This is a genomic window from Nocardioides sp. JCM 18998, assembly GCF_055391535.1.
In genome coordinates this window covers 3,591,192-3,603,334 of sequence record NZ_AP043886.1, presented here as the reverse complement: position 1 = coordinate 3,603,334, position 12,143 = coordinate 3,591,192, and the positions used below count along the sequence as shown (strand labels likewise).

13 protein-coding genes are annotated in these 12,143 nt (G+C 71.1%); 7 read left to right on the top strand and 6 right to left on the bottom strand.

The window, feature by feature from the left end:
• The first annotated feature begins 10 nt into the window (after positions 1-10).
• Positions 11-1,015 carry an FUSC family protein gene (locus ACZ5L9_RS16970; protein WP_464529821.1) on the top strand — a complete coding sequence of 335 codons (1,005 nt, stop codon included), beginning with the start codon at positions 11-13 and terminating at the stop codon, positions 1,013-1,015.
• 137 nt (positions 1,016-1,152) lie between these two features.
• A complete protein-coding gene (locus ACZ5L9_RS16965) occupies positions 1,153-2,115 on the top strand; it encodes a formylglycine-generating enzyme family protein (RefSeq protein WP_464529820.1) in 963 nt (320 codons plus the stop codon).
• On the opposite strand, the gene ACZ5L9_RS16960 is transcribed toward ACZ5L9_RS16965, so the two are convergent.
• From ACZ5L9_RS16960 to ACZ5L9_RS16935, 6 genes are all read right to left on the bottom strand, one after another.
• Complete coding sequence (locus tag ACZ5L9_RS16960; protein ID WP_464529818.1) at positions 2,080-3,321, bottom strand: hypothetical protein; 1,242 nt, start codon at positions 3,319-3,321, stop codon at positions 2,080-2,082. The two genes, ACZ5L9_RS16965 and ACZ5L9_RS16960, sit on opposite strands and share 36 nt — an antisense overlap.
• 166 nt (positions 3,322-3,487) lie before the next feature.
• Entirely contained in the window at positions 3,488-4,156 is a 669-nt protein-coding gene (locus ACZ5L9_RS16955; RefSeq protein ID WP_464529816.1) for an HdeD family acid-resistance protein, read from the bottom strand.
• Between the two features lie 63 nt (positions 4,157-4,219).
• Positions 4,220-4,396, bottom strand: a complete 177-nt coding sequence (locus tag ACZ5L9_RS16950; RefSeq protein ID WP_464529812.1) for a hypothetical protein — start codon at positions 4,394-4,396, stop codon at positions 4,220-4,222.
• A 42-nt stretch (positions 4,397-4,438) separates the two neighbouring features.
• Complete coding sequence (locus tag ACZ5L9_RS16945; protein ID WP_464529809.1) at positions 4,439-4,864, bottom strand: DUF7144 family membrane protein; 426 nt, start codon at positions 4,862-4,864, stop codon at positions 4,439-4,441.
• A gap of 145 nt (positions 4,865-5,009) precedes the next feature.
• Positions 5,010-5,519: a DUF1269 domain-containing protein gene (locus ACZ5L9_RS16940; RefSeq protein WP_464529806.1), complete on the bottom strand. Its 510-nt coding sequence runs from the start codon at positions 5,517-5,519 to the stop codon at positions 5,010-5,012.
• Between the two features lie 94 nt (positions 5,520-5,613).
• Positions 5,614-7,350, bottom strand: coding sequence for a SulP family inorganic anion transporter (locus ACZ5L9_RS16935; protein WP_464529803.1), 1,737 nt, complete (start codon positions 7,348-7,350; stop codon positions 5,614-5,616).
• A 147-nt stretch (positions 7,351-7,497) separates the two neighbouring features.
• Between ACZ5L9_RS16935 and ACZ5L9_RS16930 the strand changes: the two genes are divergently transcribed.
• From ACZ5L9_RS16930 to ACZ5L9_RS16910, 5 genes are all read left to right on the top strand, one after another.
• Positions 7,498-8,169, top strand: coding sequence for a GAP family protein (locus tag ACZ5L9_RS16930; protein ID WP_464529800.1), 672 nt, complete (start codon positions 7,498-7,500; stop codon positions 8,167-8,169).
• Between the two features lie 114 nt (positions 8,170-8,283).
• Positions 8,284-8,952, top strand: coding sequence for a GAP family protein (locus ACZ5L9_RS16925; protein WP_464529797.1), 669 nt, complete (start codon positions 8,284-8,286; stop codon positions 8,950-8,952).
• A 16-nt stretch (positions 8,953-8,968) separates the two neighbouring features.
• The gene (locus tag ACZ5L9_RS16920; protein ID WP_464529795.1) at positions 8,969-9,172 is read left to right on the top strand and encodes a hypothetical protein; all 204 of its coding nucleotides are present in this window, start codon (positions 8,969-8,971) and stop codon (positions 9,170-9,172) included.
• 13 nt (positions 9,173-9,185) lie between these two features.
• A complete protein-coding gene (locus ACZ5L9_RS16915; protein WP_464529791.1) occupies positions 9,186-10,313 on the top strand; it encodes an AI-2E family transporter in 1,128 nt (375 codons plus the stop codon).
• Entirely contained in the window at positions 10,310-12,073 is a 1,764-nt protein-coding gene (locus ACZ5L9_RS16910; RefSeq protein ID WP_464529787.1) for a SulP family inorganic anion transporter, read from the top strand. Before ACZ5L9_RS16915 ends, ACZ5L9_RS16910 begins: the two co-directional genes overlap by 4 nt.
• The last annotated feature ends 70 nt before the right edge of the window (positions 12,074-12,143 follow it).

The window sequence follows — 12,143 nt, the reverse complement described above, 5'->3', positions numbered from 1 at the left end:
AGGAGGCGGGGTGGCGAGGAGCGCGGGCATCCGATGGAGCAATGCGTATGCGGCGCGCGGCCTGATCACGGTGGCGCCGGCCGCAGTCGCCACCCTCATCGATGTGCAGGGGGGCGCTGCGCTGGTGGTCGGGCTCATGCCCGTGTGCCCGCTGCCCCTCCCGCCGCTCCGCGCGGCCCGGCTCAGACTCGGCCTGTACGGCGTCCTCGCCGCGGTCGCCCTCCTCCTCGGCGGCTTCGTGGCGCAGTGGCCGGTCGTCGCCGTGCTCTCCATGGTCGCGGCGGGAGCCGGGCTGGGGCGCCTGGTCGCGGTGATGCATCGACCGGTCGCGATGCTCGGCCTGCTCCTGTGCCTGCCGCTGTTCGCGGTCGGGTTCAGCTACCCCGGCACCGGTACCGTCGGTGCTCTCGCGCTCGACATCCTGCTCGGGACCGTCTGGTCGGTCGCGGTCGCCGTGGCATGGCCGGCACCAGCGCCCGGCTCGGCGGCCGTACCGCCGGCGCCCCACCCGGGCGGTGCCGCGGCCGGCTCGATGACGGCGTACGGCCTCGCGACCGGGATTGCGGGTGCCCTCTGCGCCACGATCGGCTTCACCGCCGACCTCGAGCACGTCGGCTGGGCGACGGCCGCAGCGCTGCTCGTCATGCGGCCCGATCCTCCGACGCAGGTGATGCGTACGGTCGGCCGATTCGCCAGCGTGGTCGTCGGTGCCGCAGCCGCCATCGTGCTGGTCGCCTCCGATCCGCCGGACGCCGTCTACGCCGTCGCCGTCGGCGCGGTGGGAGTGGTGGCGACGGCCACGGCCACCAGCGAGTGGTATATCCTGCCCACCTTCACCACCTTCCTGGTCTTCGTGCTGCTGCTGGCACGCGATGTCGCGGACGCCCCCGATCGGTTCTGGGAGCGGGTGCTCGAGACAGCACTCGGTCTCGGTGTGGCGGCTCTCGCCCAGACGGTCCTGGCGCTGCGCACCCGTCGGGTGGCGCGCTTCGAGACCGCCGGGGGAGCCCGGTGAGCACGCCCGTGGGCCGATCGGACACGGATCTGGGACGGCGCGGCGGTGATCGTGGCGGGGATCGTGGCGGTCGGTCTGGACCCCGCTCACCCGAACCGGGGGTGCGTACCTGGGGTGCTGCGACTAGCGTCGGCACTGTGACGACGCAGGGCGCGAGGGACGCGCGATCGGGCACCACGTCGATGGTGCTGGTCCCCGGCGGAGCCGATCTGATCGGGGCGAGCGGGTTCTATCCCGAGGAGACGCCGATCGTGGAGACCACGACGGGCGACCTCTGGGTCGACCGGCACCCGGTCACCAACGAGCAGTTCGCTGCATTCGTCGCCGACACCGGCCACGTCACCGTCGCCGAGCAGGCCCTCGACCCGGGCGACTTCCCGGATGCCGACCCCGCTCTGCTCGTGCCGGGCTCCCAGGTCTTCACCCAGCCCGCCGGGCCCGTCGGGCTCCACGATTGGACGCAGTGGTGGCGCTGGCAGCCGGGCGCTCAGTGGCGTCTCCCGGAGGGCCCGGGGAGCGACTGGCGAGACCGCCATGATCATCCCGTCGTGCACATCGGATGGGAGGACGCCATCGCCTACGCCGCCTGGGCCGGCAAGCAGCTGGCCACCGAGGAGCAGTGGGAGCACGCCGCCCGCGGCGGCCTGCGGGGCGCCGCGTACGCGTGGGGCGACGAGCTCCATCCGGCCGGCGCGATCCTGGCCAACACCTGGCAGGGGCCGTTCCCCTGGCGCAGCGACGATCCCGACGGCCACCACCGGACCTCTCCGGTCGGCTCCTACCCGCCCAACGGCCACGGCCTGGTCGACATGATCGGCAACGTCTGGGAGTGGACCCGGACGCGCTGGACCCCCGATCACACCCGTCCTGGAGACGCGATGCCGACCGGCGTGCCGGGGGCCGGAGAGGAGCAGCACAGCTGCTGCGGCCAGGCGACCCATCCCTTGCGACTGCAGGAGACCGATCGGATGGTCACCAAGGGCGGCTCACATCTGTGCTCGCCGCACTACTGCCAGCGCTACCGGCCGGCCGCCCGACAGGGCCATGGGGTGCGAGACACCACGTCACACGTCGGTTTCCGCTGCGTCGTGCCCGCCTGAGCCGCCGGTCACGGCCACCGGGTCCTCGCGTGGCGCCATCCGCGCAAGGACCTCGATCACCAGCAGCACCAAGGCGGCCACGACGAGCAGCAGGAGGGTCCAGGCGCCGGTCGGGTGGTCCGCGAGCACGTAGATGATGATCACCAGCCCGGCGATCCCGCAGCGGATCGCGACCCGGCTGCGGGAGAGGAACGTGCCGAAGGCCCCCGTGTCGAAGCCGAGTCGGTCCGAGCCGGTCCGCGCGGTGTCCAACACCCGGCCGCTACCACGGCGTACGGCCACGGCGCCGTCGGACGGACCGATCAGCCAGGCCACCAGCGCGATCGCAAGCGAGAGCACCAGCAGAGCCCGCAGGTTGAACCGGATGAACCGGACGAGCGTGTCGTAGAACAGCTGCGCGGTGTCCTGGGAGATCTGCTGGGCCGAGACAGCGTCGAGGTAGAACGCCCGCCCCGCGTTGAGCGCCAGTCCCAACAGCAGCATGGACGCGGCAACCACCAGGCCCGCAGCGATCACCGTGCGGCGCCGGTCGCGGGCCACTGCGATCGCCGCGATCAGGAGCAGCAGCCCGACCACCGGAAGCGTGTGCGCGATCGCCGACAGCGCACGGAATCCCTTCTGCGCCTTCGCCAGGTCGGCGGACTGGAACACGGTGAACTCGGCGTTGACGGTGGGGATCCGGGCCGCGAGCGCGAACCCGTTCGCGACGAGCTGGGACTTGACGGCAGTGATGAACGCGGACAGGTCGATCCGCACCGCGCCGTCCTTGACCGTGGCGACGTCGCCCTTTCCGGTGAGGACCTGAACCATCTGGGCGTGCGCCTGCCGGTTGGCCTCGTCCCACGCCGTGCCGAAGGAATCGGAGGCGACGATCTTGTGGACCTGCTTCCCGACCCAGCTCGCCACGGCATCGGTCAGCGGCCGCGCCAGGGCCTGCAGGCCGGTCGCGGCCAGCGGCGGCAGGCTGCGACCGTTCTCCTCCAGTGCCGTCACGGCCTGCTGGGTGAGCCCGGCGACGTCGACCCGGTCGGTGATCTCCTGGGTGATCCGGGTGGCGATGGCGTCCTGGAGCTGAGGGTCGCGGGCCAGCGGCGCCACGGTCGCGACGTACCGGTCGGAGTCCGAGATCTCATCGTGCGCCCACACGGCCACGATCGACAGCGGCGCGATCAGGGCGAGCAGGATCAGGCAGATGGTGACCACCACCGGCCGCCACCACCCGGTCCTGCCACGGCGCGCCGCGGCGTCAGTACCGGACTCGAGTGCCGCCACCTCGGCCCGCAGCCGCTCCAGACGCGCGCGACGCTCGGCGTCCGACTCCGATCCTTGCGGCCCCGATCCTTGCGGCCCTGGCTCCGTCATCGCCGGCCACTCAGCCGATCGGCCGAACGCCGGGTGTGTACCCGGCCGTCGAGGACGGCGTGGTGGTCCTGCTGTGCGCGAGGGAGCGCAGTCGAAGACCCGCCACGATCGCGACGATGCCGGTCGCGATCAACCAGGCGCACAGGACCACGACGAACACGCCCAACGTGAGGCGCGGGTCGATCAAAAGGAACCCGCCGGCGACGATGCTGATCAGCCCGGTGGCGGTGTCCCAGCCGCGGCGGCCGGGCACCGGTGCGAGCAGGGCGCTGAGGACGTCGACGATGCCCGCGAACACCCACCACACGCCGAGCAGGACACTCACCGTGAGCAGTGTCTGCACGGGGTGTCGCAGACACAGCAGGCCGATGATGAGGGCGAGCGCTCCGGAGATGCCGATGACCGCACGCATGCCCCCGTCGACACCGCGCCCGGCGACCGCGACGGTCAGGCGGATCACGCCCGACAGGATGAGCTGGATAGCCACCAGCACCGCGCAGACCACCAGGGTCTCGTCGGGCCACACGGCGAGCACGATGCCCAGCACTGCGCTCGCGGCGCCGTACACGACCAACAGACCCCAGTGGTTGGCCACGACCTGGATCAGGGCGCCGGACTGGGCCTCGTCCCCGCCTCGAGCGTGACGACCGGATGGTCCGGTCTCCTCGACGTTCGTCATTCGATCCTCCCTTGTATGCCGGGCGGCGCGGGCGCGAAGGACCCGGTGCCGTCGCGACGCTCGTCAGTCAACGAGCCCCATCAGCAGATGGACGCCGCCCCAGGCGATGCCCGCCAGGATGCCGCCCACCATCACGGACAGCACGAGGATCGCGGCGACGCCGGCGAGCAGGGTGCCGACGCCGCTCCCGCCGGATCGCTCCCGCGGATAGCGCACGTGCATGCGAACGATGTGTGCCATGACCGTCTCCTCCCGAGTGGTCGCGGTGGCTGCCGCCCTGAGTCAGGCGCGATGCGCGCTCAGCTGGTAGCTCAGCGACCAGATCACGAACACGTTGAAGGCGATCAGCACGATCGACCAGAACGGGTAGTACGGCAGGAACAGGAAGTTCATGATCGCGCCCGCGGCGGCGATGCCGATGCCGGCGATGCGGCCCCACGTCTGGTCGGCGAAGATCGCGCAGGCGATCGCGAACGCGATCACGCCGATGCCGATGTGGATCCAGCCCCAGGCCGTCACGTCGAACTGGTAGACGTAGTCGATGCCAGTGACGTAGATCTTGTCGTCGGCCACCGCGGTGATGCCCTGCAGGACCTGGCAGATGCCGATGATCGCGAGCATGGACGCCCCGAACACGGCACCGGAGGACGAGAGCATCCCGCGCTGCGGGCTGTCGTAGTAGTCGGGTCGAGAAGTGGTGGTGCTCATCTGTGACCTCCTGGAAGGGCGGGCGCGTCGCGCCCGGCATGGTGCGAAGGTAGGGACCGATCGGGCCTCGGGGTCTCACCCGCATCGGGCGAGACCGTGAGGGTGGTCGCTTGCCCGTCGGACGCGACGGGCAAGCGACGGGCGATCAACCAGCCGTGGTGTCGCTCTCGAAGACCTCGCGCAGCGCCTTCTCCTGCTCCTCGGAGAGGTTGGTGAAGACCAGCTCCGAGGGACGGTGGTCGGCGAACGCCTCGCGCACCTTGTCCATCACCGCGTCCGACGTCATCACGAACAGGGCCGAGGTGCCGGGCGTGACCTCGTCGCGGACCTTGTTGATGAAACGGTCGTCGATGCCGACGTCGGTGAGCGATCCGGCGAGGGCGCCCGTCGCCGCGCCGATGGCGGCGCCGAGCAGCGGAACGAAGAAGATCAGGCCGAAGAGGAGTCCCCAGAAGCTGCCCCCGAGGGCGCCGCTACCGGTGGTGCTGTTGAGCTGATGCGTCTTGGGCTTCTTCTTGCCGGCCTCCCACGTCACGGTGGCCGCGTCGTGGACGGTGATGACCTGCTCCCGAGCGAGGGCCGCCAGCGTGCTGGCCGCCTCATCGGCTCCCTGCGGCGTATCGAACTTCCACACGGTCAGGGTTCCGTTCGCCATCGTCTGCTCCTTCGTTCGAATGAGTTGCCTTCGACGCCAGCCTGAGCGAGATGGGGGCCGCGTTGCTCACCCTTTCCCGGTGAGCGCCGATGACCTACGACGCAGGGTGGCCGCCGTCCGGTACGGGCGCCGACACGTGCGCCGCGATCGCGTCCTCGACGCTCTGGAAGATGGTCGGCTCCTCGGACTCGGCCGCACGCGCCAACACGTCGCGGACCTGGCCGATGTCGTCGGCGAGGGCGAGGTCGGCGCCCTCCCGTCGCAGATCGCCGCGGAGCTGGATGAGCATCTCGGTCGCGGTGACGTCGATGGCCGGGGTGGTATGCCCGTCGAGCACGACCAGGCGCAGCGCAGGAGTGCTCCGGGCGAGTGCCCGCACCTGCTCGCGGACGTAGTCGGCGTTGGCGAAGACCAGCGGCGCCTCGACCCGGAGCACCAGCACCCCCGGGATCGCGGCGTACTCCGGATTGCGGGTGATGTCCGCCCAGGGACCCGCGGGCTGTCCAGCGACGGCTCGGTCGGCGCCGCCGACCGGGGCGAGGGGTGCCACATGCGGACGCGAGGTCCGCCCGATGAGCAGGAGCAGGGAGACGCCGATGCCGATGACGAGACCGGGCAGCGTGTCGAAGAGCAGTACGCCGAGCAGCGCGGCGACCGCGGCGACGAAGTCGGCGCGCGCGGTGATCTGGTACACCTTCGCCAGCTGCCCGGTACGCACCCGCCACAGTCGGCGCAGCGAGGCGATGTCGACCAGCTCGATCACCGCGGCGATGACGATCGCGGCCAGGGTGGCCTCCGGAAGGTCCTGGAACAGACCGGTCAGGAACAGCAGGGTCAGCACGGTCAGCACCGCCGCGGTCACTCCCGAGATCTGGGACTTCGCGCCGGCTGAGCCGTTGACCGCGGTCTTGGACAGCGAGCCGTTGACCACCATGCCGGAGGTGAGCCCGGCCCCGAGGTTCGCCGCGCCCAGTCCCATCAGCTCGCGGTTGGCGTCGATGTCGTACCCGCTGCGAGCGGCGTACGTCTTCGCGGCGCCCAGCCCCTCGGCGAACCCGACGAGCATGACGCCGACGGCCGCGCCGAGCAGATCCTGGAACTGGTCGACCGAGACGTCCGGGAATGCGATCTGGGGGAGGCCGGCGTCGATGTGGCCGACGATGTCGAGGCCGTGCTGGTCCAGGTCGAACACGGCGGTCAGCGCGATGCACACCAGCGCGACCACCAGCGACCCGGGCAGGAAGGGGAGCCACCGCCGTAGCGCCAGCAGCGCAGCGAGGCTGGCGAAGCCGACGAGCACGGTGAGACCGTCCGCGTCGCCCAGGTGGCGCAGCAGGTCCCACGCCTTCTCGAAGAAGTTGCCCGACCCCTTGTCCACGCCGATCAGGGCCGGCATCTGGCCGATCATGATGGTCAGGGCCAACCCGATGATGAACCCCTTCAGCACCGGCTCGCTGATGAACGCCGCGAGGAAGCCGAGACGCAGGAGCCCCGCCGCCAGGGCGACGATGCCGGTGGCGACGGCGAGACCCGCGGTCAGAACTGCGGCCTGGCTGTGGCCTCCGCCGAGCGTCGCGATCACGCCGGCCGAGAGCGCGGCCGTCGCCGACATGGGCGCCACGATGACGTGGCGCGAGGAGCCGATCAGGGCGTAGAGCAGCAGCGACGGCACCGCCGCGTACAGGCCGACGACCGGCGTTACCCCGGCGATGGTGGCGTAGGCGAGCGACTCCGGGACCAGCACGGCCCAGACCGTCAGGCCGGCGAGCAGGTCCGCCCGCAGCCAGGGTCGGGAGTAGGACGTGAACGACGGGGCGATCAGTCGGGGCACAGTGGTCCCTTTCCGTGCGGGACGAGACGAAGATCCATCGCCGGCGACGCCGTCGACGTCTGCCGCAGACTAGGCATCGCTGCGCGGAGCGGTTGTCACCCGCAACGGGTGAGGAGCATCCGGACCCGGCGCGCGCAGGCTCGCAGCGTGGGTTCTCTGCTCGCACAGCTCACGCCGGAGATGCTGGGCCTCGCAGTGACACCGGCGGCCATCGTGGCCTGCCTCGTCCTCCTCGGCTCCGACCATCCGATCCGCAACGTTGCCACGATCGCTGCCGTCTTCTTCTCGGTCTACGCGCTGTTGACGATCGTGATCGTCGTCGCGGGGCACAACGCTGCCGGGTCCGGGGGCCATGTCACCCTGCGAGCATGGCTGAGCATCATCGCGGGTCTGGTCTTCCTCGCGGCGGCAGCGGCGACCTGGCGGCGACGGCCTCGGACCGGCGACGCCCCGAGCGAGCCTCCGCCCTGGGTGCGTCGGCTGGCGCGTCCGAGCGCCCGCTTCGTCGTCGTCATCTCGTTCGCCCTCGCGGTGGCGAACCCGAACATCGCGATCCTGGCGTCGGGCGGCACCGCCATCGCCGTCGCCGACGTCAGCGGCGGGGAGCGCACCATCGCCGTCCTCGTGCTCCTCGCCTCGAGCATGATCGACTTCGCCCTCCCGGCGCTGCTGTTCGCGCTCGCCGGGCCCCACGGCAGGCAGCGGCTCCGGGAGACGACCCGGTGGCTCATCGTCCACAACCGCCCGATCGGGATCGGCGTCCTGCTCACCTTCGGCGTGCTCTTCCTCGGGCGCGGTCTGCTCGCCCTGCTCGGATGAGGCCTCCTCGTCGGCCCCCGCGCCCTCGCCTGTTTCCGGTGACCTCATCGCGCCGCGATCACCCGTACGGTCGAAGCGATCGATGACACGACACACGAGGCGATGGAGGGCCGGATGGGCAAGGTGATCGGTGAGCTTCTCCCGACCGCGCTCGGGGTGGCCATCTCGCCGGTGCCGATCATCGCGGTGATCCTGATGCTGCTCGCGCCGCGGGCCCGGATGGCGTCGGTGGCGTTCGCACTCGGATGGATCGTCGGCGTCGCGGTCGTGCTCGGAGTCGTCGTCGCGGTCGTCGGGCCGAGCGGGGGCGCGCCCGACGACCCGTCGACCCTGGCATCGGTGCTCAAGCTCGTGCTCGGCGCCGTGGCCGTGCTCCTGGCGCTTCGTCAGTGGCAGTCCCGCCCCAGGGCGGGAGCGCCCGCTGCTCTGCCGGGGTGGATGAAGGCGGTCGACACGATGACACCGCTCCGCGCCGGCGGGCTCGGCCTGCTGCTGTCCGCGGTCAACCCGAAGAACCTCACGCTCTGCATCGCCGGCGGCGCCACGATCGGCGGCGCTGGGCTGTCGCTCGGCGAGAACGTGGTGGCGGGTGCGGTGTTCGTCGCGTTGGCCTCGGTGACGATCGCCGTGCCGGTGCTCGGCTATCTCGTCGCCGCGGATCGGTTGCGTGCCCCGCTCGACGAGATGCGGGATTGGTTGACGGTGCACAACTCCGCCGTGATGGCGGTGCTGCTGCTGGTCATCGGCGTTGCCCTGGTCGGCAAGGGCATCGCCGGACTGTGATGGAGGTGACGATGCCATGACGCGCACGCTGATCAGGGTGGACGGGGAGATCCCCGACGACGTGGTGAGCGCCTTTCCGCACCTCATCGCACGCGAGCAACGCACCTCAACCACGCTCGTCGGTGACGTCATCGACCATCAGGAGCTGCAGGGGGTGCTCAACCTGCTGAGCACCCTGGGCATCGAGGTCGTCGAGGTCGTCACGATCCCGGATACGTGAGCCAGGAGACTCGATGTCAAGCATCGCAAGGTCCGAAACCGTCCCCGGTTCCGTGCTGCCCCGGACGCTCGTCGTCCTCCTGGGCGCGGCAGCTGCCGTCGTGGTCATCGCCGGAGCGCGGAGCGCTGCTTCGCTGATCGGCCCGATCTTCCTGGCGCTGGTCGTGACGATCGCTGCGCACCCGCTTCGGATCCCCCTCGAACGGCATCTGCCGGGGTGGGCGGCGACCGTTCTGTGCCTGCTCGTGGTCAACGCGTTGCTGCTGGGGCTCTGCGTGTCCGTGTTCGTCGCTGCCGCGCGCTTCGCCTCCCTGCTCCCCGCGTACGAGGCGAAGTTCAACGACCAGATCGCGCAGGTCACCGCGAAGCTCCAGCATTTCTCGGTCTCCACGGATCAGACCGCCAACGTGACCCAGCACCTCGACCTCGGCCGGCTGACCAGCCTGTTCACCTCGATCCTGTCCGACGTCTTCGGCGTGCTCTCAGGCCTGTTCTTCATCCTCGCCCTGGTGCTGTTCATGACCATCGACGGCAGCGGCTTCCCGCGGCGCCTCGCGGCCGCGGCGGGCGCCCGCCCGCAGCTGATCGCGGCGCTGTCCGACTTCGCTCGCGGCACCCGGCGCTACCTCGTGGTCTCCACCGTGTTCGGCCTCATCGTCGCGATCTGCGACACCGTGGCGCTGTCGATCATGGGCGTGCCGGCGCCGTTCGTCTGGGGACTCCTGGCGTTCCTGACCAACTACATTCCGAACATCGGGTTCATCATCGGTCTGGTGCCTCCTGCGATCCTGGCAGGGCTGGACTCAGGCTTCGGCATGCTGATCGCCGTCGTGGTGGTCTACTGCCTGCTCAACCTGGTCATCCAGTCCGCGATCCAGCCCAAGGTCGTCGGGGACGCGGTCGGGCTCTCGACGACGCTGACGTTCCTCTCGCTGGTCTTCTGGTCGTGGGTGATCGGACCGCTCGGCGCCATCCTGGCGATCCCGCTCTCGCTCTTCGTCAAGGCGGTTCTGGTGGACGCCGACAGCGGCGGGCACTGGCTGCGGCCGCTGGTCGCCAATCGCGACGACGAGCCGGCCGCGCCCGCCCCCGAGCCAGCACCCGAGCCAGCACCCGATCCCGCGCCCCCGTCCGCGCCGTGACCTCCGACAAGGACCGCGAGCCGGACCCGGGCCCCTCCTGGAAGCACCTGTACGACATCTCGCTGCGTCGGACCCAGGTGCGAGCCGGCCGGTGGCTGGGGCACGAGGCCCAGGAGCTCGTCCCGAAGCGGCACCAGTGGCGCCGGGACCTGATCGCCGGGCTGCCGGGGGCGATCTCCAGCGTGCCCGACGGGATGGCCTCGAGCGTGCTGGCCGGTGTCGGCCCGGCACACGGCCTGTATGCATCCTTCGCCGGCCCGATCGCCGGCGGAATCACCTCCTCGACGCGCCTGATGGTGGTCACCACCACGAGCGCGGCCGCTCTCGCGGCGGGGTCCGCGCTGTCCGGGTACGACGGACATCAGCGCTCCGGTGCGATGCTGCTCCTCACGCTGCTGGCCGGGGCGATGATGATCGCAGCGGCGCTGTTCGGGCTCGGGCGCTACATCCGCTTCGTCTCGTACTCGGTGATGCTCGGCTTCCTCTCCGGCGTGGCGGTGAACATGGTGCTCGGGCAGCTGCCCGACCTCGCCGGCGTCGACGCGCACGGCCCGTTCGCGGCCGCCAAGGCGTGGAACCTCCTCACCCGGCTCGGCGAGGTCGACGGTGCGACGCTCGCCACCGGGCTGGGGGCGCTGGCGATCCTGCTCGCCCTCGCGCCCACCCGGCTCGCCGTGATCTCCTCCCTGGCGGCGCTGGTCATACCGACCGCGGTGGTGCTCATCGCCGGAGCCGACACCGTGGCCCGGGTGCAGGATTCCGGGAGGATCCCGCACGGGCTGCCGATTCCGCGGCTGCCCGACTTCGGACTGCTGAGCCCGGGCCTCCTCGCCGGAGCCGCCTCCGTGGCGGCCCTGGTGCTGGTGCAGGGCGCCGGCGTCGCCGAGGCCGTCCCCAACGTCGAGGGGCGGCCCTCCTCGGTGCGCCGCGACTTCATCGCGCAGGGGATCGGCAACATCGCCGCCGGCCTCTTCCGAGGGCAGCCGGTGGGCGGCTCGGTCGGGCAGACCGCGCTCAACGTCAGCGCCGGCGCGGTCTCCCGATGGGCCGGCATCTGGAGCGGCGTGTGGATGGCGATCATCCTGCTGGCCTTCTCCGGCGTGGTCGGACAGGTCGCGATGCCCACCCTCGCCGCCGTGCTGATCTTCGCCGGCGCCGGCTCGATCCGCCCTCGTGACGTGCTCGCCACCGCCCGGGCAGGATCGATCTCCGCACTCGCGATGGGCGTGACCTTCGTCGCCGTGCTGATCCTCCCGGTCGCCGAGGCTGTCGGCATCGGTGTCCTGGCCTCGCTGCTGCTCCAGCTGCGCCAGGACTCGCTGGACCTGCGGGTGGTCCAGATAGCGCGCGACGACGAGGGTCGGTTGATCGAGACGGCGGTCCCGGAGGCCTTGGCGGCGGGGCAGATCATCGTCCTGGACGCGTACGGCTCACTCTTCTACGCAGGCGCCCGCACCCTGCAGCGCAAGCTTCCGACACCGGCCGCCCGGGCAGACGGAGCGGCGGTCGTGTTGCGGCTGCACGGGCGCACCACGCTGGGCGCGACCTTCCTCAAGGTGGTCGGCGACTACGCGCGCCAGCTGCAGGGCGACGGCGCCCGGCTCTACCTCTCCGGCGTCGACCCGGCCCTGGTGGGGCGCTGGTCCGAGGACGGGACGTTCCAGCGACTCAGCGGCGTCCGCATCGAGGCGGCCACGCCGGTCCTCGGCGAGTCCACCCACGCTGCCGTCCTGGCCGCCAGGAACGCCGACGACGAGTAGACCTCGCAGGAAATGGGGGATGCGCGCGACGCTCCGCTGCCGGTTCGCTCGGAGCGGTCCGACCCCGTCG

Coding starts and splice junctions, on each gene's coding strand:
- ACZ5L9_RS16950 (WP_464529812.1), bottom strand. CDS start 4,396: ATGGCACACATCGTTCGCATGCACGTGCGCTATCCGCGGGAGCGATCC.
- ACZ5L9_RS16955 (WP_464529816.1), bottom strand. CDS start 4,156: ATGACGAACGTCGAGGAGACCGGACCATCCGGTCGTCACGCTCGAGGC.
- ACZ5L9_RS16925 (WP_464529797.1), top strand. CDS start 8,284: ATGGGCAAGGTGATCGGTGAGCTTCTCCCGACCGCGCTCGGGGTGGCC.
- ACZ5L9_RS16920 (WP_464529795.1), top strand. CDS start 8,969: ATGACGCGCACGCTGATCAGGGTGGACGGGGAGATCCCCGACGACGTG.
- ACZ5L9_RS16915 (WP_464529791.1), top strand. CDS start 9,186: ATGTCAAGCATCGCAAGGTCCGAAACCGTCCCCGGTTCCGTGCTGCCC.
- ACZ5L9_RS16940 (WP_464529806.1), bottom strand. CDS start 5,519: ATGGCGAACGGAACCCTGACCGTGTGGAAGTTCGATACGCCGCAGGGA.
- ACZ5L9_RS16945 (WP_464529809.1), bottom strand. CDS start 4,864: ATGAGCACCACCACTTCTCGACCCGACTACTACGACAGCCCGCAGCGC.